The 25,619-nt window shown below is 50.5% G+C and carries 12 protein-coding genes and 1 pseudogene; 9 read left to right on the forward strand and 4 right to left on the reverse strand.

Annotated features, from left to right (window positions below):
• Nucleotides 1–182 precede the first annotated feature (182 nt).
• Together ABD031_RS06250 and ABD031_RS06255 are read right to left on the reverse strand one after the other, a co-directional pair.
• Entirely contained in the window at nucleotides 183–3,023 is a 2,841-nt protein-coding gene (locus ABD031_RS06250) for a PD-(D/E)XK nuclease family protein (protein WP_343849523.1), read from the reverse strand.
• The gene (locus ABD031_RS06255) at nucleotides 3,020–6,265 is read right to left on the reverse strand and encodes a UvrD-helicase domain-containing protein (RefSeq protein ID WP_343849524.1); all 3,246 of its coding nucleotides are present in this window, start codon (nucleotides 6,263–6,265) and stop codon (nucleotides 3,020–3,022) included. Before ABD031_RS06255 ends, ABD031_RS06250 begins: the two co-directional genes overlap by 4 nt.
• 485 nt (nucleotides 6,266–6,750) lie before the next feature.
• Between ABD031_RS06255 and ABD031_RS06260 the strand changes: the two genes are divergently transcribed.
• The 5 genes from ABD031_RS06260 to ABD031_RS06280 all read left to right on the forward strand — a co-directional run bounded on the left by ABD031_RS06260 (nucleotide 6,751) and on the right by ABD031_RS06280 (nucleotide 18,838).
• The gene (locus ABD031_RS06260) at nucleotides 6,751–8,910 is read left to right on the forward strand and encodes an alpha-glucuronidase family glycosyl hydrolase (protein ID WP_343849525.1); all 2,160 of its coding nucleotides are present in this window, start codon (nucleotides 6,751–6,753) and stop codon (nucleotides 8,908–8,910) included.
• Between the two features lie 752 nt (nucleotides 8,911–9,662).
• A complete protein-coding gene (locus tag ABD031_RS06265) occupies nucleotides 9,663–10,154 on the forward strand; it encodes a VOC family protein (RefSeq protein ID WP_343849526.1) in 492 nt (163 codons plus the stop codon).
• A 402-nt stretch (nucleotides 10,155–10,556) separates the two neighbouring features.
• Complete coding sequence (locus ABD031_RS06270; RefSeq protein ID WP_343849527.1) at nucleotides 10,557–15,569, forward strand: translocation/assembly module TamB domain-containing protein; 5,013 nt, start codon at nucleotides 10,557–10,559, stop codon at nucleotides 15,567–15,569.
• Nucleotides 15,550–17,841, forward strand: coding sequence for a translocation and assembly module lipoprotein TamL (gene tamL, locus ABD031_RS06275; RefSeq protein ID WP_343849529.1), 2,292 nt, complete (start codon nucleotides 15,550–15,552; stop codon nucleotides 17,839–17,841). Before ABD031_RS06270 ends, tamL begins: the two co-directional genes overlap by 20 nt.
• Nucleotides 17,842–18,064: 223 nt before the next feature.
• Nucleotides 18,065–18,838 carry a hypothetical protein gene (locus tag ABD031_RS06280; RefSeq protein ID WP_343849530.1) on the forward strand — a complete coding sequence of 258 codons (774 nt, stop codon included), beginning with the start codon at nucleotides 18,065–18,067 and terminating at the stop codon, nucleotides 18,836–18,838.
• A gap of 74 nt (nucleotides 18,839–18,912) precedes the next feature.
• Here the strand turns inward: ABD031_RS06280 and ABD031_RS06285 are convergent, their stop codons facing one another.
• Nucleotides 18,913–20,346 (reverse strand): alpha-L-fucosidase, encoded by a 1,434-nt coding sequence (locus ABD031_RS06285; RefSeq protein WP_343849532.1) that lies wholly within the window; start codon nucleotides 20,344–20,346, stop codon nucleotides 18,913–18,915.
• Nucleotides 20,347–20,554: 208 nt separating this feature from the next.
• On the opposite strand from ABD031_RS06285, the pseudogene ABD031_RS06290 reads away from it, so the two are divergent.
• Nucleotides 20,555–21,015: pseudogene (locus ABD031_RS06290) on the forward strand (SRPBCC domain-containing protein).
• Nucleotides 21,016–21,039: 24 nt separating this feature from the next.
• Here ABD031_RS06290 and ABD031_RS06295 read toward each other — a convergent pair.
• Entirely contained in the window at nucleotides 21,040–21,879 is an 840-nt protein-coding gene (locus ABD031_RS06295) for an alpha/beta hydrolase (protein WP_343849534.1), read from the reverse strand.
• A 78-nt stretch (nucleotides 21,880–21,957) separates the two neighbouring features.
• On the opposite strand from ABD031_RS06295, the gene ABD031_RS06300 reads away from it, so the two are divergent.
• From ABD031_RS06300 to ABD031_RS06310, 3 genes are read left to right on the forward strand one after another with little or no spacing between them, the layout of a single operon-like run.
• Complete coding sequence (locus tag ABD031_RS06300; RefSeq protein WP_343849536.1) at nucleotides 21,958–23,166, forward strand: serine hydrolase domain-containing protein; 1,209 nt, start codon at nucleotides 21,958–21,960, stop codon at nucleotides 23,164–23,166.
• 55 nt (nucleotides 23,167–23,221) lie between these two features.
• Nucleotides 23,222–24,364 carry an efflux RND transporter periplasmic adaptor subunit gene (locus ABD031_RS06305; protein ID WP_343849537.1) on the forward strand — a complete coding sequence of 381 codons (1,143 nt, stop codon included), beginning with the start codon at nucleotides 23,222–23,224 and terminating at the stop codon, nucleotides 24,362–24,364.
• Entirely contained in the window at nucleotides 24,361–25,617 is a 1,257-nt protein-coding gene (locus ABD031_RS06310; RefSeq protein WP_343849538.1) for an ABC transporter permease, read from the forward strand. Before ABD031_RS06305 ends, ABD031_RS06310 begins: the two co-directional genes overlap by 4 nt.
• Nucleotides 25,618–25,619: the final 2 nt, after the last annotated feature.

The raw sequence follows: 25,619 nt of genomic DNA on the forward strand, positions 1-25,619 counted from the left end.
TGTTACAATCATCTCGACATCAGTAGCCGTTTCATCGATATGGCAGTCTTCTCGACGATAGAAGAAATCTTATCATCCCGACCCCTTCGAATAACAAGATTTCCCCCTGCGGTCGAAATGACTACCTAAAACCAAGGATCAGTCCCACACTGCCTACTGCGACCTGAGACAACCAACTCAAATCACCTCCCACAGATCTCCTTGTACGCGCAGTAAGTACACTTTTCCACCTTCTCAGTCTGGTCAAAGGGAACTTCCGGATCAAAGATCTCCCCCAGCAGTCCGCTCAGCCCCGCCTCAAATTCCCCAGCCAACTCGCGATAGTCGTGGATCTCCACGCCGTCCAGCTGCAGAAAGGGATTGAATCTCGGGTTGTAGATCTCCTTGATGTTAAAGATTCCCGGCTTCAGCGGAAGCTGGTTTGCCGGATGTTTGCTTTGATAAAAATAGGCGTAAAGCATCGTCTGCATCGCCGCCTTATTTCGACCCTTGTCCTCCCAATCAAATAAAGAAGCGATGGATTTGAGCTTCTTGGTGTCCTTGCCGGTCTTGTAGTCGATCAGCCGCACCATACCATCCTTCCGGTCCAAACGGTCAATAACCCCGCCCAGGGCCACTTCCACCCTTCCCTCGGTAGTCTCCACCCAGATCCCTGAGGGATAATCTTCCTCCGTGCCGATGATCTCAAAGTCGCCGTTCAGCTGGTCATAGTCCAGGATCGCCCGCAAGTATTTGATGAATATCGCCCGCGCAATCTCCAGCTGCCCGGACAGCTCAAGCGCTTCCTCTTCTTTATCTTGCTTGTAAAAAGCGCGGATCGACGCATCCACCGCCGCCGGAATCTGGGGCTTCAAGCGCTCTATTTCGTGGGTATCTACCAAGCGGAAAGTCTTTCCCTGCTCTACCTTATAGAGATTTTCCACCGCTCCGTGAAGGATCGTCCCAAAGGTCGACGGGTCGATCCCGGTCACGACTTCTTCTTTCTCCTTCAATCCGGCCAGATAGCGAAAGTAAAAGCGCAATCTGCAATCCAAGTACATATTGAGAGCCGAGGCGGAGAACGACTTCAGAAAAGCATTCGGATCGGAAGTCTTCACATACGGACGCAAGGCATCCATCACTTCGGGAGTCTTCTGAATCGTGATCTCTTCGGCAGGAGTCAGATCCACAGGCACCATCGCCACCTGAGATTTGGCCACTCCCAGCTCAGCTTGCATCTGCTGGATAAAACGGCTCATCTCACCCGCCTTGCCCTGATCGGAAGACGTCGTGTAGATCAGATGGACTTCCTCCGCCCGATGCAAGAGGCGGTAAAAAGTATAGGCATAGATGGCGTCATTTTGCTCCTGCACGGGCAATCGAAAAGCGCGACGCAGGTTAAAGGGAATCATGGAATTGATCCCGCCGCCAGGGGGGAAGCTGCCTTCGTTCACATCGCAGATGATGACGCGGCGAAAATCCAGGTTTCGCGACTCCAGCACCCCCATCAGCTGCAAACCCTGAAGCGGCTCCCCTTCAAAGGGCAACTTCAGCTCCCGGAAAATCTGTCTGAAAAGCTTCAGCACAAAATCCATCCTGAGACCTTTGGAGTTGCTTGACTGGAACACTTCCTGGATGCGATTGAGCTGCTTGAAGGCCTGAAAGAGGTAGCTTCGCTGGATCTCATCGTCTTTAAATTCCCCCGCCAGATACTTGATCAGGCCGCCCAAATAGTCAAAAACATCCTGCGGTTCGACTTTTCTAAACACCAATTCGAAGATGGTCCCGGGCTGGATTAGCATGTTCTGCGGAACTTCGAGGAGATTGTTGTCCCTGATTTTCGCCAGCACCGATTGCACATGCTCCCCATCGGCTGCCTTCAAATAGGGAAAAGAAAGCAAATCCGTCACGGGCTTATGGTAAAAGCTCGTCTGGCCATTTTTCACTTTGACAAAACGCTGCAAGTCCAGCACCGCATCCAAGAAGGCATAGATCGGCGCATTTCGGATCGGATAGCCCATCGTCACGTTCAGCTTGTCAATCCCCGAGGGCAGCGTGTGCAGCACCGGAAAGAGCAACTGCTCGTCCGGCAGGATAATGACCGTCTCCTCCAGGCGTTCGTCTGGGCCGATAGACTCCAGCAGCTTGCCGACGAGGTTGGCTTGGTTGGTCTTTAGCGGGATCGAGTGGGTTTGGATCTTGCCGGCTTTTTGGCGGATCTGGTTCGGGATTTCCTGCGGAAAAGTTTTTCCAAGAATCGGATCCTTCTGATAATCCCTGAAAAACAGCCCCGCCTCTTGCAGCGTGTCCTCCAGATAAAATGCATCCACATCCCAAAAGACCTCTGCTCCAAACTCCTTCACAAAGTGCTTGATCAGCTTTTCCTCGGCCAGGGTAAAGGCATTGAATCCGACAAAGACATAGTGCTTGTCAGGCTGGGAAATTTCCTTCAGATTTTCGGCCACCTGGCGATAGAGTTGTCCGGAATAGGCCAACCCGACGGTTTTCAGCCGATGCTGAAAGTCCCCGTACAATCGTCCGAGGATTTGCCAGAAGCGCAAAAATTTGGCCTTCTCTTGCTCATTTTGCCGGGCAAAAGCCAGCCAAAACTGAGAGATCAGCTCCTTTTGATCCTCGGTCAAAAAGCTCAGATCCGACTCAAATTCCTTGATCTCTGCCAGGTTTTGGTAGACTGTCTTGGCAGGAGCCAAAAACTGATCGAGGTCATTGAAGTCTTTCAGGATCAACTCGCCCCAAACATAAAACCGGTCAAAATCCTCCGGCTCTTCCTGAATCTGGCTGTACAACTCATACAGTTCAAAGATCAAGGTCAGCTCGTCCGCGGGCACATTGCCGGCCAGGCCATAAAATACCTGCTCAACCGTCCTTACCTCCGGCATCCAGATCGGTGACTCAATCAACTCGCCGAGATAGCGGGTAAAAAACAGGCCAGCCCGCCGGTTCGGCAGGACGATCACCAAGTCCTTGAGATCGCGGCCCGACTCGAGCAGTTGCTTTGCGGTATCTTTCAAAAAAGACATCATACTTCCAAAATTTCGGTGGGTTCGAGGTAGCAGAGAAAGCCTCTGACGGGCTTCCGGCTAAGGCTGGCTACCAGTGACATGTATTCTTTTACCTGAGCGAGGTGGGAAGCGTACTTTTCCCCGGTCTTGAAGTCCACTACGAGAGCTTCCGTCGGACCGATCAGGATACGGTCCGGCCGCTTTTGACTTCCTCCCGGCAGCAAAATCCCCTGCTCGGCAAGTGACTGAAGCTCCGGATCAAACCATCGGGCAAACTCCGGCAAATCAAATAGCGCATGCAGCTGACTGCCGACCGCAGCAGCTGTCTCGGTATCCAGCCGGCCCTCGAATGCGTATTGCTGAAGCAGCAGCTCTGCGTCTTTCTTATCTTGCGAAGCCGCCAACAACTCGTGGACGATCACACCGAGCTTGCGCTGGGCCCTTGCCTGAAGTCCCGATTCCGAAAAGTCCCAAGCCATCTTTTTAGTCTTCAGCTTGGGTCTCCAGTTTTGCGATTCCCAGCGGAGCTGTACTTCCGTCTTCGGTCTCTCGACTTTCATCGGAGGAACAGGACCCCATGCTCCTGCCTCGTAGATCAGGGTTTCGGCATCCCAGCTTTGCTTTTCTCCCAACTCAGCTACCCGAAAACCTCCGGAAAAGAGAGAATAAAGCACGTTGCCAGTAGTATTCAGATTGATCTCTCCTTTTTGACTTTGGGAAAAGTCCGAAAAGCCCCAAATCACTTCCTCCGCACGGGTGAAAGCCACATACAGCATATTCAGCGAATCGAGGTAAGCAAGGCGGATCTCATCCTGATAGGCAGGTGCAAAAGCGGAATCCCGCAGCGCCTGACCATGAGTCAGCGGCACAACGGTATCAATCCCAGTCCCAGTCGAAAACGGGGACCAGATCACCGGCGCCTGCTGCCCGGAAGCCACAATCCTCCAGTCCAAAAACGGCATCAGGACGACTTTGTACTGCAGTCCTTTGGACTTGTGAATCGTCAGAATCCGCATCGCATCGTGATCCTCGGGGATCTTGACCGTGCGCTTGCGCTTGTTCAGCTCCCACCAGTCGAGGAATCCGATGAGGTCGGCCCGGTTCTTCTTGACAAAATCAAAGACTGCTTCTTTAAATCCCGACACGTAGGCGAGGTCACTGGGCCGATCCACCATCCCCAAAAACGCCACGCACTCCTCCAGCAACTCCATCAGCGGCAGCTGGGTCATCCTGTCTAGCTGTCCGTGTAGCTGCACCGCCTTGGGCCGAAGTTCCTCAGGTAGTTTGTCTTTGTGAAAAAGAGCGTGGCTAAACGGAATATCATGCAGCAGCGCATAGTAAAACCACACCGTCTTGAGGGAAACCTTGTCTGCTGGATTGCTCAGGAAAGTCAGCATAGCCACCAGACACTTTACTGCCGCGGACTTGTCGAGGAAAAGGGACTCTTCCGACAGCACGTCGAAGCGGTATTCTGAGCCGGGATTTTCCCGTCCATATTCCATCAGTTTGTCTGCGATCTCCACTCCGTGGGCATTTTTCCGCACCAAAAAAGCAATGTCCCGCAACTGGTAACCGCGATCTTGGAGATCCATCACCAGTTGCGGGAGGCTGTTTAAGACCTGAGTATGGGAGTCTTCTTCCTCCTCCTCCGACTCGCTGGTGGATCGTGAATTGGCCTTCTGAGTAAATTCCAAACGGATCTTGCCTTGAAACTCCAGGCCGAGCTTGCTGGAAGGGATAGCTTGACTCACTCCCCGAAAAGCCTCCACCAGCAGATTGTCCGCGTCGACCTGGCAGGAGTCATTCATCCCCGACTGCATGAGTTCGGGCAGAGACTCAAAGATCGAATTGTTAAACTGGATGATTCCGGGAAGACTGCGGAAGTTGGTTGCAAGCGCCTTCTCCTCGATGAAGTCGGGGTGAATCTGCCGCTGCACTTCCGCCAGCAAAAGCTCCAGTCGGCCACCCCGCCAGCGATAGATGGACTGCTTCACATCGCCCACGAGCAGGTTGGTGTTGCCGGAGGCCAGGGAGTTTTCGAGCAGAGGCTTGAAGCTCGACCATTGAAAGTCGGAAGTATCCTGAAACTCGTCGATCAGGAAATTGCGGTATTGGTTGCCAATCTTTTCATAGACAAAGGGCGCGTCGTTGTCTTTGGTGATCTCCTTCAGGAAGTCGTTCACGTCGGATATCAGCAGGATTCCTTCTTCGTCCTTAAGCTCCCGCAACTCCAAGATCAGGTCGCGAAAGACCCCAAAGGCATTGAGGTTTTTTTGAAGGGCTACGAGGGTGTTCCATTGGGTAGCCTTTTCGGGCCAGGAAAAAAGGATGGCAGCGAGCCCTGCTTGGGCTGCAGACTCAATGGTTGAGCCGTTTCTGTCACCTTTTTTATACCAGTTGGCAAAGTCTGGAAGATCTCTCAGCATGACATCGGTCAGACTGGGAAAAGGACATTGAGGATCTCCCTGTCGTCCAAAGCGCATCGCAAAGCTTTTGCTCCCGCCTTTGAAATCGCTCCATTCCAAGCCATGATTCGTTCGGATGGTCTCTGCCTGTTCCCGCAGGGTTTCTGCCTCAGCGATCAGCTTATGCTTTTCCTCGCGCACGTACTTTCGAAATTCCCCCAGGAAACCTTCCTTGGCCGCGCTAGCTTGGAACAGTTCCCGAAACGCCTTGAAGCGCTCCATAAAAATCTCCCTGCCGAGCCCTTTGATGCCCGCGCGGATATCCCATGACTTTTCGTCTTCGATCTGCTCTTCGGCATAGCCGATCAGCCAAGTCCGGAGGTTTTTGTCGATAGACACCTTCTCCACCACCCGATCTACCAGCCGATCCAAGACCGCTTCGGTATCCATCTCCAGGTCAAACTTCGCCTGCAAATCCATCTCCCTGGCAAAGGAGCGGATCACCCGCTGAAAGAAAGAATCAATGGTGCTGACCGCAAAGTATCCATAGCCGTGCAGGATATAGAGCAAGGTCTCGCGGGCTCGGCCCTGCAACTGCGCCGGACTCAGATCCAAGGCTTTCATCAGTTCCTTGTCCAAAAACTCCTCCGGTCTGACCTCCTTACTCAACCGCTCCAGTACGGTCAGAATCCGCTCCTTCATCTCCTGGGTGGCCTTGTTGGTAAAGGTCACCGCGAGGATCTGCTTGAAAGCCGAGCGGGGGCTTTGTAGCGCTAGCTTGAGATACTCCAGCGTCAGGGTATAGGTTTTGCCCGAGCCGGCGGAGGATTTGTAGATGATGAAAGGTCTGTTTTCCATGTCAAAAAGGCGAGCCTCCAAGATAGGAAAGTGGCATGTTTTTCCCCGTGGAAAAAGGGAAGGTTGACGAAAATTGTCGGGGATGGGGCGCAGCTGTGGAAAAAACAATACGATTTGGCAAGTATCACCACGGAACTGGAAAATCTGTCCGCAATTGAGTCCCACAGGTACGAACGATAATTTAACCAGCCGTTTTAACGGCTGGATTCGTAGCACCAATCGACGACAACAGTCCCATAGGGACGGACGATTCTCCTTCCGATCAGTGGTGGGCACATCGACAAAATCGGCCATGCCTACGGCATTCAGGAAGCCACTCTCCTTTATTTACCAGCCATTAAAATGACTGGCAAGCTAATCGGTCATGCCTACGGCATTTTTATGAAAAAGCTAAAAATCTCCATTGGCCAAATTCAAAGCAAAGGCCACCCAATTGGATTTCGCTTCTTTTTTGGGCAATTTAAAACGCCCAAAAAACCTAACCTATGAAATACCTATTGATCCTCTTTCTTTCGATCTCTGTGGCTTCGTCAGCCCGTGCAAATGATGGCTACGGACTTTGGCTGGATTATAGCCCAGTTGAAAATTCTCAATTGAAGCAGGATGTTTCCCAGCTTTTTACGGGATTTTACTTTTTTGGGAAAAGCCCAACTTATGAAATCATCCGCGACGAACTCGAAGTTGCTGGTCAAAAAATGCTCGGGAGCTCTCCGGTTTTTTCAACCGAAAGACTTGCTCAAACGCAGGTTTGGCTAGGTACCAGGGACGAGCTTTCACAGGTCCTTGGACTGCAAACCCAGGCGCAAATCCGTGAGCTAGGCGAAGACGGCTACTGGAGAGGACCGATTGTTTTTCAGGGAAAAACCTACTACGCCATCATCGGCAACCGATCTATCGGCGTGCTCTATGGCGTCTTCGACTGGCTGAGAAGTATCCAAACCGACACTTTCGATCCCAAAACTGAAAACTCAGAAAGTCCGAAAGTTAAACTTCGGATGCTCAACCATTGGGACAATCTGGATGGGACGGTCGAGCGAGGCTATGCCGGTTTCTCGATTTGGAACTGGCACAAGCTCCCCGGCTACATCGATCGTCGCTACATCGACTATGCCCGCGCCAATGCCAGCCTGGGGATCAACGCCGTTTCCCTGACTAATGTGAACGCTAATGCCCGGATCCTCACGACGGATTTTATGAAAAAAGCCAGGGTCTTGGCAGACCTTTTCAGACCTTATGGCATCCGGGTTTTTCTGACCGCGCGCTTCTCCGCTCCCATCGAGATCGGCGGATTGAAGACGGCGGATCCGCTTGATCCAGGAGTGATTGATTTCTGGAAAAAGAAGACCGACGAGATGTATTCCTTTATCCCCGACTTCGGTGGATACCTGGTCAAAGCAAATTCTGAAGGTCAGCCGGGGCCGCATGAGTACGGACGAGACCATGCCCAAGGCGCAAATGTTTTGGCAGATGCCTTGGCTCCGCATGGCGGCGTCGTGATCTGGAGAGCGTTCGTCTATTCCCACGAGTTGGATGAGGATCGGCACAAGCACGCCAACCTGGAGTTTGGGCCACTCGACGGGAAATTTCGGGAAAACCTGATCATTCAGGTCAAAAACGGGGCGATTGATTTCATGCCGCGGGAGCCTTTTCATCCGCTCTTCGGGGCGATGCCCAAGACCAATCTGGGGATGGAATTTCAGATTACCCAGGAATACCTCGGCCAGGCCACTCAGCTCGTCTATCTCGCGCCGATGTGGGAGGAAGTTTTTGGTAGCAAAACCTACCGTCCCATTCCCGCATCGAGAGTTGGGGGAATCGTCGATGGCACCGACTCCGGGCAGAAGCTCACGCTCGTGGCGGGAGTCTCCAATATCGGCACCGACCGCAACTGGACCGGCCATATGATGGCGCAGTCCAACTGGTATGCTTTCGGGAGATTGGCCTGGAACCCGGACTTGAGTTCGGAGGAGATAGCCGACGAATGGGTGAAGATGACCTTTGGTCAAGACCCAAAAGCGTTCGCAGCAATCAAAGAAATGCTCCTCGAATCCCGCGAGGCAGCCGTCAACTACATGATGCCGCTCGGTCTGCATCATATCATGGGTTGGGATCATCACTACGGTCCGGGGCCTTGGGTGACTGGTGGCCGACCCGATTGGACTGCACCCTACTACCATCAGGCGGACAGTCTGGGGATCGGCTTTGACCGGACAGCCAGCGGCAGCGATGCTTTGGGCCAATATGCGCCCGAGATCGTCAAGGCTTGGTCTGACCCGACTCAGATTCCTGAGAAATATCTGCTCTGGTTTCACCACCTACCTTGGGACTTCGAGCTGCACTCGGGAAGAACGCTCTGGGACGAGATCGGGCTCCACTACGACACCGGGGTAAAGACTGCGCGGAAGATGGAGGAAACCTGGAATTCACTTGAATCTGAGATCGATCCGGAGCGATTTGAGCATGTCAGACAATTGCTGGCGATCCAGGTGCAGGAAGCCGAATGGTGGAGAAATGCCTGTCTGCTGTATTTTCAGACCTTTGCGAAGCGGCCTTTCCCAGCGGAAATTGAACAGCCAACCGGGGATCTGGAAGACTACAAAAAGCGAAGCTTTCCTACCGCGCCGGGGATCAAGCCGAAGTGGTAGTTTTTGTTGGTCAACAGTCAACAGTCCACGCCAAGGAAGGGGATTAGTGAGTTGTAAATTTCGTAAGCGGAGAGCAATGCCCTTCGACTCCGCTCAGGGCGACAGTCGTGTCTAGCCGAGTTCACAAAATTCAAGAATTTACAAAAAGGAGATGATAAGGGCTTCTCCGTTAAGTTGCGAAAGCACACCACCTAATACAATTCGGAGGGCGCGGTGGGACGATTTGCCAGCGAGCCGGCGTTTGGCCTCGTGCGGTGGGAGCTTTGGCAAATCTTGTCCCGATATTTATCGGGATTGGTTCTTTTGGATCAAGCCAAAAGAACAAAGAAAAAAGTAAGCCTACCCGAACTTAGATGCGGCTTTTAGCTGGCTAAAGTCAAATAAAAATTCGAGGAAAACTCAGAATGAAATACTGAGATTAGAAAATTTTCAAAACAAAACATATCATGTCATTGGTAGCACCTGAGAGACGAAAGTCTCGAAATCGAAGTCTTTTTATCTCGTCTTCGAAAAATCTATTCTTCCCCGGTGAGATCGCCACTCACGTTTTTCGTAACCGGAAAATAGAATTCAAGTCAATGTTGACACTCACTTGGGCGGAAAACTACCCCCCTTCAAAGATTACTTCAGGGTATTTGACCTTGTTTCATAATTTCCTGCCGGATGCCCCCCTTCGAAATGACGATACTCCAAACACCTATTCAATCTTGAATATCGAATGATTAATATCGAATAACGAAGACCTAAACCTCATGGAACCCTACACCATCCCCACCTCCACACGCATAGGCCATGTGCACCTCAAGGTCACCGACCTGCAGCGATCATTGGACTTCTACTGTGGCTTGCTGGGTTTTGAGCTGGTGATGAAATATGGAAAAGACGCCGCCTTCATCTCGGCGGGGGGCTACCACCACCACATCGGACTGAATACCTGGCAAAGCAAGGGCGGCAGGCCTGCGCCAAAAAACGCAGCTGGACTTTTTCATACCGCCATCCTTTTACCCAGCAGAAAAGACCTCGCGGTGATCTTCAAGCGACTGATCGACTCCAAGTATCCGCTAACGGGAGCAGCAGATCATGGTGTCTCAGAAGCCATCTATCTGGATGATCCGGATGAAAACGGCGTGGAGCTGTACTGGGATCGACCTAGAGAACTTTGGCCACTCGACGAAGATGGGGAACTCACCATGTGGACCCGACAGCTGGATGCTCAGGGATTGCTGGGGGAATTGGGAAAATGACCAGTTTTCTTTTTCATTTTTCCGCAACCCAAGTTTGCTGAGCTTGAAGTGATGGGCGCATAGGTTTCTTCTACTCCATTGTGCTATCTTCCCCTCGCAAGGACACATGAGCTGGATTTTTGCGCAAATTTGCCAACAAAGGCCGCAATGGCTTGCTTATTGATTTGATTACCTTGACTCTCCAAAAACCATTTTTGATTTATTGGAGATTCGCTCAGCCATAGTAACCATCGTCCATTCTGGGACAAAACCAACCAGCAGATCCACTTTAGAGAAGTGGAATTGGGGAGAATACCCTAACTTCTGTAGCGAAAAATCTACAGCTGGAAAACGTTTTTTTTCCCGGGAATGACGTGGAATGCTTACCTGTAACTTATTTTAGCTATCACTACCAAAAGGATTTTGTCTAAGATTTTTAAAGTTCTGGGGATCATCCTCGGGATCATTTTGGTGATCTTGGTCGCCGGGATTCTCTTTGTCCGAAGTCCCTGGGGTCAGGATATCATCGTGGGCAAAGCAGTCGCGTTTGTCAAGGAAAAAACAGGTACGGAGCTCCGAATAGGTAAACTATTCATTACTTTTTCCGGAAATATTTTTCTCGAAGAACTCTACCTCGAAGACCAAAATCAAGATACCCTACTCTACTCTCGTAAACTCGAAGCAGGCGTGGCGATTGCACCGCTAATCTCCACAGGAGACATCCAGGTCACAAAGTTGGATTGGGAGGGGCTCACAGCCAGAGTAAGCAGGACAGCCGAAAGTGGTAGATTTAATTTCGACTTTTTGACGGATGCCTTTGCCTCGGATACCACACAAAAGGTAGCGGCAGACACTACCGCATCAGAACCGGTTTCCATCGCGTTGGCCCCGGCGAGCCTGAGGGATTTCGATATTGACTACCAAGACGAAGTCATGGGAATAGATGCCAAAGTCCACCTTGGTCAGCTGGATGTCGACATTTCTGAGATTGACCTAGCCGGCTTTTTTTTCAAGATCAAACAAGTCGCACTCCAAAACACCGTAGTAAACTACCTTCAAACCAAGCCTTTTCCACCTTCGGAAGACGAAGGGTCCACCACCACAATGCCTCGACTGGAACTGGACGAATTGCTGCTCTCAGGCATTCAAGTCGCTTATCTCAGCGAACCTGATCGGATGGAAGCCAAGGCACAGATCGACCGTTTATTGGTTGAGCTTCCCGAGGCCAACCTTGTAGATCAAATCATTCATCTGTCTAAGGCAGAGCTGACGAATAGCAACTTGCTATATCATGATTTCTCAGAAAAAGCAGGCTCTGAGGAAAGCTCGTCTTCTCCAATTGAAACGGCATTTGTTTGGCCAGAATGGCTCGTCAAAGCTGACAAAATCGTCATCGACTCCACCACGATCGAATACAAGACCAAAGACGTAGCTATCAAAAAGGGACTATTTAACCCCGAGGCAATCGCCCTAACCGGACTAAAAATTGACTTGGAAGACGTCTCGCTCGAAGATCAAAAAGCAAGCGCCAACCTAAAGGAATTTCATTTCTCTGAAGGCAGTGGGTTTGAGCTGGCCCAGTTCCAATTTGCGCTAGAACTGGATCAGAAGTCGACCGAAATCAACGACTTGATCCTCCAAACCAACCGAAGCAGACTAGCTGCGAGTACGACGCTCGACTATTTCTCCATCAACGAGTTGATAAATTTCCCAGAGAAAACCCAAATCAAACTGCTAGTACAGGACACCCAGCTTGACGTCAGAGATGCCTACTTTTTTGCTCCGGAACTTGCCCAAGACACGCTCATCAGGGAGATCGCTGGAGCACCCATTTATCTAGACGGCAAACTAGATGGAGATATGAATCTCATCAATCTGGACAAGCTTTTACTTTCTTGGTCAAATACAAACTTGACCGCGCACGGAGTAGTCGAGAAACCTATGGATATCGAGCACCTGAGGTTCGATCTTCCAAATATCCGCATGAACTCGACCAGATCGGATTTGATAGGTTTTGTGGATGAGAAAGCCCTGGGGATACAACTACCGGAAACCCTGAGCCTTCAGTCAAATGTACGAGGGACTTTGGATGACCTCTTGGCAAACCTCAACCTCGAAACCAGCTTGGGAAATATCAGCCTGAACGGAGGCTACCAAAATGATCAAACGCTAGCTTTTGACGCTGACCTGAGCGTGCAGGGTCTGCAACTTGCAACTCTGCTTCAGACGCCCGAGTTGGACACCGCGAGCTTTCAGGTCAAAGCAACAGGCAAAGGCACCGACCTCTACTCTATCGATGCCGAGCTAAGCTCCAATTTCGAGCGGCTCCGGCTTTATGGAGGAGACTACAGCGGGCTGAATCTCGAGGGAAAATTGGTCGACGGAGCTGGTGATGTCCGGATGTGGATCAAAGAAGAATTCCTTGATTTTGACTTATTGACCACCATCGATCTGGATTCGGTCTCTTCGAAGGTTGATTTGAATTTAGATCTAAAAGGCGCCGACTTTCGGGAGCTAGGGCTAACTGGGGTAAACAGTCGGGCAAAACTACTATTCCAAGCCAATTTTGAAGGAAATCCAGAAGCTTTTGACTTGAGCGCCCGTCTCAGCGACGGCAACATCTTTTTCAAAGACAGAAACTATCAAAGCGGGACACTAGATCTCGGGGCACACCTGCGACCGGACAGCACCAGTTTTGACATCTCGAGCAAGATCATCAACGGATACTTGAGAACAAACTCGTCGATCAATGAGCTACGGACTGCGATGTCAGATCTCCTTACGCATTACCTGGATTCCACTGCCGAGCGATCTTCCCAGGAAGATTCGTTGGTTATGCGTATAGATTTGGTCCTTAAGCCCGACCCACTCTGGACGGAGGTTTTGCTCGCAGGATTGGAAAATTTTGACAGTGCGAGCGTGAAAATAGATTTCATCCAAGCGACCGACTCGCTGGTGGCGGCGATCAATTTCCCCTACGTCAGCTATGGAGGGACTACCGTCGACAACTTGCTGGTGGAGATCAACGCTGACCGGAAGGATTTGAATTTGGATTTGGGGTTCACCGGCTTAAGCACCGGGCCGATTGCGATGCAAAAAACCAATCTCACAGGCGTGCTAGACAACTCCCTCCTGAAACTCGATTTCACCACCTTTCATGAAGAGGAAGTACTAGCCCATATCCCCTTTGACGTCGGCATCTCCGGAGATTCACTTCGGGTTCTGATCCTCCCTGACGATCTGACCCTGAATAGTACGCCATGGGAAATCTCCGGGGACAACAGCATCACATTTTTGACCGGTGATCTTCAGTTTAGGGAATTTGAGTTGCGAAATGGGCGGCAGAGCCTTAGCATTCAAAACGACATCCCAGGTTTCACAGAGAAAAACCTTGCTGTGGAATTCGAGAACTTTCGCCTGGAAACCATCACCGGAATTCTCAATCCAGAGGACACCTTGGCCGGCGGCTCGCTTCAAGGGCAATTGGTCGTGGAGAATCCATTTGGCGCGACCGGAATAATGGGAAAGCTCAACGTCGATAGCCTGATCGTGATGGACACGCAGTTGGGAAATCTTTCGCTGGAGGCGACTGCCAAAAATCTGGGAGACTATCTCATAGCACTTGGATTGCAGGATGACGGAGTCGATCTGCAGCTCGACGGAAGCTTTGTAGCAGATGAAGCGGGCGGGACTTTTGATATCAATCTGGATCTGAATCAGATCGACATGGCAAAAATCGCTGCTCTTTCCCAAGGACAGATTACCAATGGAGAAGGATTTCTGAATGGAAAAGTTACCCTTTCTGGTACTACCGCTGAACCTGTCTATTTAGGAGAATTTCAATTTAATGAGGCGTCTTTTATCCCAACTCAACTCAGCACGAAGTATTTGCTCTCCGACGAAACGATACGAGTAGACAACGCCGGACTATATTTTGAAAACTTCACAATACGAGATGGAGAAAACAATACCTTCAGCGTTGACGGCACAGTGCTCACAGAAAGCTACACCAACCCATCCTTTGACCTTCAGATCTATGCGGACAACTTCTTGGCGATCAATTCGACCAATGAAGAAAATGAGCTGGTCTTTGGCAAAGCCTCGCTGGATGCAGATGTAAGTGTTACCGGAGATCTCACCCTACCAATCGTGCGGGCAAACCTCCGGGTGAGGGACAACACAGATCTGACGGTGATCATACCGGAGTCCGAGGCTGATCTGGTGGAACGAAACGGCGTGGTGATTTTTGTCAACAAAGACAATCCAGACGATATTCTCACAAGGGCTTTGGAAGAAAGCACCAGCGCCTTTGTCGGGTATGATATCCAAGCCAGCCTGGCTGTAGATCCAGAGGCAAGCTTCAAGATTGTAATAGATTCCTATACCGGCGACAATCTCAGGATTGCCGGCGACTCAGAACTCCGGATGGACATCAATCCTAACGGCAGAATAACGCTTACCGGCGACTATGAAGTCAGCGAGGGATTCTATGAAATGTCGCTATACAGCCTGATCAGTAAGAAATTTGAAATCAACAAAGGCAGCCAAATAACCTGGAACGGCGATCCAATCGATGCTACACTGGATATTCAGGCGATCTATGAAGTGGAAACCAGTGCGGCAGACCTGATGGCCTCCCAACTTTCCGGTTCTAGTACTGAAGTCAAAAACCAATACCAACAACGTCTGAAATTCAGAGTATATCTGAACGTAAAAGGAGAACTGCTGAAACCGGAAATTTCCTTTGCACTGGACATGCCCGAAAGCGAGCGGGGGGCTTTTGGTGGGAATGTCTACTCCAGAGTCTTGCAGATAAACGGAGAAGAAGATGAGCTTAACAAACAGGTGTTTTCGTTACTGGTTTTGGATCGGTTTTTCCCATCTCAGGGGAGTGACGGATCAGGCGGGGGGGCCGAGGCAATGGCGCGAAACAGTGCCAGCCAGCTGCTTTCCGATCAAATGAACGCCTTCTCCAGCAAACTTTTCGGAGACAGCGGATTCTCACTTGGGTTTGACGTGGACAGCTACCAGGACTACCAGAGCGGTTCGCCGGAAAACCGAACTGATCTAAACATCAATGCGGAGCAAACGCTGTTCGATGAACGGGTCGTAGTGAGCATCGGTAGTCAGGTCGGTCTTGAGGGCAGCAGTCAAACGGAGGAAAATGCCAACGTCCTGCTGGCCAATATCAGTTTTGAATATATGCTAACCGAGGACGGCCGATGGAGAATTCGGGCTTTCAGGCAGAATCAGTTTGAGTCCATTATCGACGGGCAACTGTTTGTGACAGGTCTTGGCTTGAATTTCAACAGGGAGTTCAACGAATTCAAGGAATTATGGAAGCCTCCTGTCAAAGTAGAAAAGGAGCTGAAAAAGAGCAAATCCAAAAAGGAGAAAAAGAATAAATCCAACAAAGATGAAGACACGGACAAGTAACTTAAAAGCTATGCTCTGCTTTGTCCTCTTTCTGGCTGGATGCAGTGTCAAAAAATATATTCCGGAGGACGAATTTCTCTACGAAGGTGCCGAACTGAAAGTGGAGTACACCGAGAACGTCAAGGGCAGTAAGAAAATCACCGAAGAGTTGGAGGGACTGTTGCGACCAGATCCCAACAGAAAGTTTTTGGGAATGTATATAGGACTCTGGTCGCACTATAAAACCCAAGAGGAAAAATCAGGGTTCTTTGCCAGCTTTATCAACAAGAAATACGGGGAGAAACCGGTCTATTTCAAGCAGGTGGAGCCGTCCCGCACGGAGGAGTTGATCATGAATCGGCTGGAAAACCGGGGCTTTTTCTACAGTCAGGTCAGCTCTGAGGTGCTTCGCAAAGGCAAGTTTGCGACGGTAAAGTACGCAGCGACGGCAACGGAACCTTATCGCTTGGATACACTGATTGTCGAACGAGACTCTCTTCCGATCGACCGGGAGATCGTTCTTTCGCAGGAAAAAACCATTCTTAAAAAAGGCGATCGGTTCGATTTGGATAGGTTTAAGAAAGAACGGGTGAGGCTGGATTCACTTTTAAAGCTGAAGGGCTACTATAACTTCAACAACGACTACCTAATCTTTGAAGCAGACACTAATGATACAGATTCCCTGAGAAATTTTCGGCTGTACCTCAGACTCAAAAAAAATGTTCCGGAGACAAGTCTTGTCCCCTATGTCATCGACACCATCAAGGTATTCCCGAACTATTCGGTAGACGAAGATAAAGCGACAGAGGACACAGTGCTCTACAACAACAAATACTACATTCAAAAAGGGGAAGTGTTCAAAGAGGAGCTGCTTGATCAATACATTCTCCTTGAAGCTGGGGATCGCTTTGACCCGGTCAATTCCAAACTGAGCAGCAACCGACTGAGCAACATCGGTAATTTTAAATTTGTCAACCTTCGTTATCAGAACCTGGAAACCTTTGACTCGACGGGTCACCTTCGGGCAGAGTTTCATCTTTCGCCGATGACCAAGCGCTCCATCCGAACTGAGTTTATGGGCGTGTCCAAATCCAACTCTTTTGCCGGACCGGCGCTGTCTGTATCGTATCGAAACAGAAATCTCTTCAACGGTGGAGAAACCTTTAGCCTCACCGCCCGGGCAGGGTATGAGTTTCAGGTGGGATCTGGCGATAGAACAGGACTTCAATCCTTCGATCTTGGACTGCAGGGTGATTTGATCTTTCCACGGCTTCTGTTCTTCATTCCAATTCAAGACCTCTTCAGTTATTCCGTACCCAAAACCAAGACCGGACTCGGCATCGAATACCTCAGTCGGGGCGGACTTTACCGGCTCAATTCCTTCTTTGCCAATTTTGGCTATTTATGGAATGCCAATAAATACGCCTACCATGAATTTAACCCCATCAGTGTCAATCTGGTCAACCTTACCCAAACCACGCCGGAATTTGACGAAATACTTGAATCAAATCCTTTTCTGAAAAAGAGCTTTGAACAGAATTTCATCTTGGGGCTCAATTATCTTTTCAGCTACAACAAGCTGAACGACCGATTCAGAACTCACGCCTATCTCCTCAGCGCCGGGGTTGGCTTCGCAGGAAATGCTGCCAGCGGTCTGGAAAATCTTTTCGGCACTCCGGACGGCAAGGTTTTCGGACTGGAGTACGCCCAATTTGCCAAGGTTGATCTGGATCTTCGCTACCACCTCAATCTATCCAAAGATCAAACCATCGCCACGCGCTTCTATGCCGGTCTGGGAATTCCATTTGGGTCAAGTGTCTCGCTCCCCTATTCCATGCAATTTGCGTCTGGCGGCCCCCACAGCGTACGGGCGTTTCGGATCCGATCCATTGGCCCCGGCAGCTACCGCCCCCCGGTAAATGACACCAATTCTTACTTTGATCAGGCTGGCGACATCCGACTGGAAGGAAATATCGAGTATCGATTCCCCATCTTTTCCTTTCTAAAAGGGGCCTTGTTTATGGATGCGGGGAACATTTGGTTGCAAAACGAAAACGAAGCCTTACCCGGAGGTAAATTCACGACGCATTGGTGGAAAGAAATCGCCGTAGGAACAGGGGCAGGTTTGCGGGTAGATATTCAATTTTTTGTGATCCGATTTGACATGGCAGTTCCCATACGATTCCCTTACCTACCGGACGGAGAGCAATGGGGCAACAGCTTTGACTTTGGCAGCAAGACTTGGAGACGGGAAAATATGATCTTCAACTTCGCGATTGGTTATCCTTTCTAAGTGGAATGAAAAATTGGAAGAATGGGAGGGATTCGACCTTTTTCGACGTTCGACATTGGTTAGTTAATAAGCGGTCTAAAGCATTAGAATATCCGACAGAATCATTGCTACCGTAGAGATCTAAGCCCAAGCCTCGTTCGGAAATCTCCATCTTGAAAAGATAATTCTCTAAATTAGACCTGGGCAGCATGTGCGGTAAGCAAAAACTCCAAACGAATTCAAAATGAGCCGAATTCATCTATTTGAATGGGAGGATCAGGCTTGGTTTCCGGTCAGGATCCGAAACTACATGACCGATTTTCTCCAGTTTCTGACCAACAAAACCCGGATGTTTTCGCCTTTGGCGCAGGAGCTGGATGTTTTGCTGAAAAGCTCCGATACCAAGCAGATCGTCGATTTGGGTTCTGGCGGCGGAGGCGGCTTGCTTTCCCTCAATGAAGACCTGCTGAAAATCAACCCTGAGGTCAAGTTTATCCTCACCGACCTCTATCCCAATCACAAAGCCTTTCAGCATACCCAAAGCCAAGCAAGGAACTTCGAGGCGATCCCTGCGTCGGTAGATGCTAGAGATGTCCCAAAAAAACTCAAGGGCATCCGGACGATGTTTCTCTCTTTTCACCATTTCAAACCCGAAGATGCAGTCCAAATCCTCCAGAATGCGGTGGACGCCAAGCAGGCCATCTTCATCGCCGAGGGGCAGGAGCGCTCGGTCCCCAGCATCTTGGCCATGTTCTTTTCCCCGCTGACGGTATGGCTCACCACTCCCTTTATCCGCCCATTCTCCGGGGGCAGACTGCTCTTCACCTACCCGATTCCCCTCGTACCGATCTTCACTTGGTGGGATGGAATCGTTTCGGCTTTGCGAACCTATTCTGTATCGGAGATGCGCGAACTGATCGGGAAAGTCGAAAACCAAGACTCCTTTATCTGGAAAGTCGAGCGGATTAAATCTGGCCCGGCGCATCTTCTTTTCCTGTCCGGACATCCAAAAAAATAGCCAAGCATCAGAAAGCAAAAAGCCGATAGAGACGTGTTTCTATCGGCTTTTTTGATCTGGGAGAAAAAGCTCCCCTAGTTGTACTTCAGGACAATTGCAGGCGTAGAGCTGAGCTTTTGCTGGAGATTTTTGGGAACCGTCACAATGGTCCTCCCATCTTCCGTCTTCCATTTGAGGTTTCCTTTCTCCCCCAAAACCTGAATCTTGGCTCCCTTGGAGGGAGCATTGAGCGTCCAGGAAATTGTGTTGCTCAGCTTTTCTCCTTCTTCCAAAGGCAGGATCGCATACATCTCTTTTTCTTTTCCTTGGGTGAAATAGATCTTCCCTTCCTTGAAGTCTTCGATAGCTCGGGTGCCATAGATGCCGTCCCCGTTTACTTCCAGCCAGTTTCCGATCTCCTCCAATCGGGAGACCTGCTCTGGCAAAAACACCCCATCCGCTGTAGGCCCAACTCCCAAGAGCAGGTTACCGCCTTTGGCTACGATCTCGACGAGCAGATGGATGACTTTGCGGCTAGGCTTAAACTTGTCATTTGGCACATATCCCCAAGCGCCACCCAAAGTGATGCAGCTCTCCCAGGGATCAGCAGACATGGTCGCCGGGATTCCCTGCTCGGGAGTTCGATAGTTTTCAAAGGGCCCATGCACCGTGCGATCCACGATGAGGATGCCCTCCTGGTTTTTTCGGGCCATCTCGGCGATCCGTTGCATATTGATCTCCTGGTCAAACTCCGGAATCGGCGCACCCCAGCTCAGCACTTCCTCGTTGACCGTGGAGCGGGGACGCACCCATCCCCCATCCAGCCAAAGGATGTCAATGTCGCCGTAGTGAGTCGTCAACTCATTGATTTGGTTGTAGGTAAACTCCTTAAACTGATTCCATCTCCACGGATTTTTGCGGATGTCATAGTTCACATTCCGGTCTGGAGTCGCATAATAATCCCACCAGAAGTACTGGGAGTGCCAGTCCGGCTTGGAATAATAGGCACCGATCATCATGTCTTTGGCACGAAAGGCATCAAAGACATACTTGGCGACATCAGCCTTGGGGTGGTTTTTAAACGGCCCATCGGAGATCTTGTAGTCGGTGAATTGGGTGTCAAACATGTTGAAACCATCGTGGTGCTTGGTGGTGAAGACCACGTATTTCATCCCCGCTTTGGCAGCGGCATCTGCCCATTGCTCCGGGTTGAAGCCTTGGGGATTGAACTCATCCTTCAGTCCAAAGTACCACTCCTTGTAGTCCGTGTAGGTTTGGGTGGTGTCCTTGCGACGAATCCAGTCCTCGTTGTTGATGCTCCAGGACTCGACGATACCGGGCACTGCATAGATGCCCCAGTGGATCAGGATGCCAAACTTCTGATCCCGCCACTGCTCGAGCTTTTCCAAAACTTCGGGTTCGCTGGGATACTGATAGTCTTGGGAGGTGGGATGAAGGGTGTTTTGGGCGCGAAGGCCAAAGGAAAATGCAAGGGCTAAGAAGAGCAGCCCGAGGGACTTTTTAGGCATGGGAATGTAAATCGAAGATGTAAAATCTGAAGAAACTTCAACTGTTAAAGGTAAGCCCGGTCTCGGAACTGGGCAATTAAAACCGGGACGACTGGTAGGGTTTTCAAATTCCAGCTTCTGGGAAAGCTGGGCACTCGGGCAGCGGCAATGCATCCCATGAGATTTCTGTCCGAAAACCGCTATTTTAATCCTCCCAAACCAAGCAGCCATGAGCAGTGAAATCCTCCAAACTAACCCAGATACGGAAATCGTGTGCAGCCGGGTACTCCCCTTTTCCCAGGAACTCGTCTTCCGCGCCTGGTCAGAACCCGAGCTCTTCAAAAACTGGTGGGGGCCCGCCGGTTTCACCAACACCTTTCACGAGTTTGATTTTCGGGTGGGAGGAAGATGGACCTTCACATGCACGCCCCCACGCAGGGCAATTTTGAGAACAGTTGCGAATTCATCAAGATCGAAAAACCTAAGCTGATTGCCTGGAAACGCCATTCCAAGCCGCTCTTTCAGATCTTGGCGACCTTTGAGGAGATTGACGCGAAACAAACGAGGGTTACTTTCAAGCAACTTTTTGAAACTCCCGAAGAATGCGAAAAGCTCAAGAAGTACGTCTTGGACAAGAACGAGGAGAACATGGATCGGCTGGAAGAGGAGTTGAAAAAGATGAGTCAATAAGACAGAGACACTCCCCCAAAACGATCAGTCCAGCCTGTCCCGAACCCAATCCACGATCGTCTCCAGGTATCTTTCACTCTCCAAATCCCGGATCAGTTCGTGGTATCCGCCTTCGAAGATTTCCAGCCTTTTATCCTTGGAAGCAGCCTTTTGGAAGAGCAAATCTGAGCCTTTGGGATTGGTCAGACGGTCAGCTGAGCCATGAAGGATCAGTACTGGAAGTTGGAATTTCCCGGCGTTTTGCTGCACATATTTCATCTGCAAGAAAAGCTCCTGCCCCGTCCGCGCAGGAACAGGCTGGGTATAGACCAGGGGATCGTTGAGGTAGGCCTCCACTTCTTCGGGAATACGCGAGATCATCTTCGGGTCCAGCTTCAGTGCTTTGAGGCGGGGAAAATAGTTGCTCACCAATCCCGCTACCGCTTTCAGCAAAGCCGGGGTGCCGGGATCCTCGACAATCGCCGGCGAACTCAAGATCACGCCTGCCGCCTCAGGTTGGTATTTCAACACATAGGCGGCAACCAATCCTCCACCCATGCTGTGCCCGAAGAGGAAAGCCGGCAAGCCTTCGAGATAGCTTTTGCCCTTTCCAAAAAGAATATCCAGGTCTTCCAAATAATCCTCCGCTGATTCGAAATAGGCATCGGGCTTCCCCTCGACAGACTTCCCGTGCCCTCGCCCATCAAAGGTAAAAACGGCAACTCCGATTTGCGTCAGCCTTTCGACCAAGCGAGCGTAGCGGCCGCTGTGCTCGCCCAGTCCGTGCACGAGCAACAAGCTTGCTCTAGGCTGTTCGGGCATCCAAGCCTGGAGGTAGAGCTTTAGCCCATCGTGCGTCGTGTAGGAGGATTCGAGGTGTTTCATCAGTTTCGGATTCTGGGTTTCAAAATAGCAAAAAGAAAAACGATTCGGTTAACTTGGTGATAAACTGCACCTAAACCCATGAATAACCATCTCCGCCTTACTTTTACCCTACTCTTTTCCGTCCTCCTCACCGCATCAGCATTCGCGCAAAACGGCATGTCCGTTGAGCGACTGGCACGCTATGACGCTTTTTATCAAAACGAAATAGACCAAGGCCGACTTCCGGGAGTGGTCACCCTGATCTACAAAGACGGAGAGAAGGCCCACGAATCGGCGCTGGGCTACAGCGACCGTTCTACTAAGACTCCGATTAGCAGCGACCAGATCTTCTTCATCCAGTCCATGACCAAGCCCATCGTCAGTACGGCCTTCATGATGCTTTATGAGGAAGGCTATTTCTTTTTGAACGACCCGATCTCCAAATACCTCCCCGAATTCAAGGACATGAAAGTGGTCAAAGACCCTGAAATCGGCAGCGCCTCCGGTCTGGAGCCAGCTAAATCCCAGATCACCATCGACCAAGTGCTGAGCCATACGGCGGGATTTCTCCATGGCATCGGCCCGACCAAACTGGACGAGGAAGTCCGGGAGGCCATTTATGTTTCCAGCCCGAAGACTATCGAAGAGCGGGTCAAAGCCCTTGCGGCCCAGCCTTTGGCCAGCCATCCGGGAGAAAAGTGGAACTACTCCGCTTCACCTGACATCCTGGCCCGCCTGATCGAAGTCTTCTCTGGAATGAGTCCGGCGGAATTCCTCAGAACCCGCCTCTTTGAGCCGCTGGGCATGAAAGATACTGGCTACAATCTCAGCGAGGAACAGGCAAAGCGGATGATGCAAGTCCACAACTACGACGACAGCGGAGTCTTGATCAAGTCCGAGCGGCAAACGCCTACCTCCGGCAACACGGTCTTCGGAGGTACTCACGGGCTCTTTTCTACCGCTGCGGACTACTCGCTTTTCGCACAGATGATGCTCAACGGGGGCGAATGGAAGGGCAAGCGATTTCTCAGTCCCAAGACGGTGGATATCATGCGGATCAACCAAAGCGGCGATCTCTTCCAAGATCCGGGGAAGGGTTTTGGGCTGGGCTTTGCGGTCGTGGATGACTTGGCAGATTCGAAAGCCCTAAGTTCCGAAGGCACCTTCTACTGGAGCGGAGCTTATTGCACCTATTTTTTCATCGACCCCGAGGAAAAAATGGTGGCAGTATTCATGACTCAAATGAATCCTTTCAGCGGTTTCTACGAAAACAAATTTCGTCAGATGGTCTATCAGGCAATAGACTAGGAGCGCGGCTCAATTATCGTAAAACTCCGTTGATTCAACTTGAAAAATCCCTACTTTGAATTCCAATTCACTCGCAAAAACCATGGTCAATTCAGGTTTTCACAAACCAGCACTTTGCCATTTGTCGGTCTGGATGATTTTGGGAACAGTCTTTTTCTCCTGCGGATCTTCCGAGCCAGACCCCATCACTCCCAAAGTCCAACCCATCACCGAGTCCGTTTATGCCTCCGGCATCATCAAAGCCAGGGATCAATACGAAGCGTTCACCTCAGCCAACGGGCCGATTCAAGAGGTCTATGTAGAAGAAGGAGATACGGTAACAGTCGGTACGCCGATCCTGATGATCTACAACGAAGCTGAAAAGCTCCGCCGGGAAAATGCGCTTTTAGCTCGCGATTTTGCGGATCAGCAGGCCAATCAGACAAGGCTCCGAGACGTGGAACTGGCTATCGAACTGGCGAAAAGCAAGCTTCACAACGATTCTCTGATTTGGGTTCGCACCAAAAACCTGTGGGACAAAGGTATCGGTACGGAAGTGGATCTGGAGCAGAAAGAGCTGAGCTACAAAAACTCCAAAACCAGCTACGAATCCGCCCTACTCCACCAAAGCGATCTCAAGCGGGAAATTGCCTACAACTCCCAAAGTGCAGGCAAAAGTCTGGCGATCAGTCAGGTCATGGAAAATGACTACTTGCTCCGGAGTACGCTTGACGGAGTGGTCTTTTCTATCCTGAAGGAAAAAGGTGAAATGGTCACGCCACAGACCCCTTTGGCGGTGTTGGGACGAACTGGAGACTTTTTTTTGGAGATGCAGGTGGACGAATACGACATCGCCAAAGTCCAGCTTGGGCAGAAATCCTTAGTCACCATGGACAGCTTCAGAGATGAAGTCTTTGAGGGAAAAGTAACCAAGATCTACCCGATTATGGATTCCAAAAGTAAGACCTTTACTGTCGAAGCCGAGTTCACAAAGGCACCGCCGACACTCTTTCCCAACCTGACTTTGGAAGCAAACATCATCACCCAAGCCAAAGAAAATGCGCTGATCATTCCAAGGAATTACGTCCTGAAAGACCAATGGGTGATCACCTTCGAGGAAGACACCCTTCCCGTCAAACTCGGCATCAAAACCTATGAATACGCAGAGATTTTGGAAGGAATCACCGCAAGCACCCAACTGATCATGCCCGGAAAATGAAGTGGACGTTGATCATCGAGATAGCCAAGGCCCTGATGCTCGCGCGGATGAAGCAGACGCTGATTGCAGCCACCGGCGTGATGTTCAGCATCACCATGTTTGTGGCTTTGCTGGGCTTCATGAACGGACTCAACTCCATGCTCGATGGCTTGGTTCTCAACCGGACACCCCACATCCGGTTTTATAACGAAATCAAGCCCAACCCCAATCAGCCCATCGACCAAAGCGAGGAGTTTAAAGACCGTCTCAACATCATTCGTTCTATCAAACCCAGCACCAGCAGGCTTTCGATCCACAACAGCGCCTCCATCATCCAAAATCTCGAAGCTGATCCCCGTGTTTTGGGCGTCAGTCCCAAGATTGCAGCGCAGGTATTCTTCAATGTCGGCACTATCGACCTCACGGGAATTGTCAATGGGATTGCCGTGGAAAAAGAAGCCGCACTCTTTGCCTTTTCCGACTATGTCACAGCGGGAAACTATGAAGACCTCAATCAAATCAACACCATCATTTTGGGAAAAGGAGCCGCCGATCGAATGCTGGCGGATATCGGTGACGTCATTCAGGTCACCACCGCGCAGGGCAATCGGGTTCAGCTCAAGGTGGTTGGCTATTTCCAGAGTGGACTGGGGGATTTTGACAACTCCAACAGCTACGCGTCAATCAACACCGTCCAGAAAATGCTTGGCGAACCTGCCTCCTACATTACCGATATCCAGGTAAAACTCAACGACTTCGCCATCGCCCCTGCCATGGCCAGTGAACTGCGGAACATTTACCAGATCGATGCGGACGATATTCAGACCGTGAATGCGCAATTCGAAACTGGAACCCAAATACGCTCCATGATCAGCTATGCGGTCGGAATCACCCTGTTGGTCGTGTCGGGCTTTGGGATTTATAATATCCTGAACATGATGATTTACGAAAAACTCGACACCATCGCCATCCTAAAGGCCATCGGCTTCAACAGCAGTGACGTCAACCGGATTTTCATCACCATCGCACTGACCATCGGAATCGTCGGAGGGGTTTTGGGATTGGTCTTTGGGTTCCTCGCAGGCTTGGCCATTGACCAGGTTCCTTTTGAGACCGAGGCGCTCCCCACCATCAAGACTTTTCCCGTGGACTACAATCCAAAATACTACATCATCGGAGGTACTTTCAGTTTGATCACCACCTATTTCGCGGGATTTTTTCCCGCCCGAAAAGCCTCCGGAGTAGATCCTGTCGAGATTATCCGTGGAAAATAACA

The organism is Algoriphagus jejuensis (assembly GCF_039523455.1).
Taxonomy (GTDB): domain Bacteria; phylum Bacteroidota; class Bacteroidia; order Cytophagales; family Cyclobacteriaceae; genus Algoriphagus; species Algoriphagus jejuensis.

Coding starts and splice junctions, on each gene's coding strand:
- ABD031_RS06250 (WP_343849523.1), bottom strand. CDS start 3,023: ATGATGTCTTTTTTGAAAGATACCGCAAAGCAACTGCTCGAGTCGGGC.
- ABD031_RS06255 (WP_343849524.1), bottom strand. CDS start 6,265: ATGGAAAACAGACCTTTCATCATCTACAAATCCTCCGCCGGCTCGGGC.
- ABD031_RS06260 (WP_343849525.1), top strand. CDS start 6,751: ATGAAATACCTATTGATCCTCTTTCTTTCGATCTCTGTGGCTTCGTCA.
- ABD031_RS06265 (WP_343849526.1), top strand. CDS start 9,663: ATGGAACCCTACACCATCCCCACCTCCACACGCATAGGCCATGTGCAC.
- tamL (WP_343849529.1), top strand. CDS start 15,550: ATGAAGACACGGACAAGTAACTTAAAAGCTATGCTCTGCTTTGTCCTC.
- ABD031_RS06280 (WP_343849530.1), top strand. CDS start 18,065: ATGAGCCGAATTCATCTATTTGAATGGGAGGATCAGGCTTGGTTTCCG.
- ABD031_RS06285 (WP_343849532.1), bottom strand. CDS start 20,346: ATGCCTAAAAAGTCCCTCGGGCTGCTCTTCTTAGCCCTTGCATTTTCC.
- ABD031_RS06295 (WP_343849534.1), bottom strand. CDS start 21,879: ATGAAACACCTCGAATCCTCCTACACGACGCACGATGGGCTAAAGCTC.
- ABD031_RS06300 (WP_343849536.1), top strand. CDS start 21,958: ATGAATAACCATCTCCGCCTTACTTTTACCCTACTCTTTTCCGTCCTC.
- ABD031_RS06310 (WP_343849538.1), top strand. CDS start 24,361: ATGAAGTGGACGTTGATCATCGAGATAGCCAAGGCCCTGATGCTCGCG.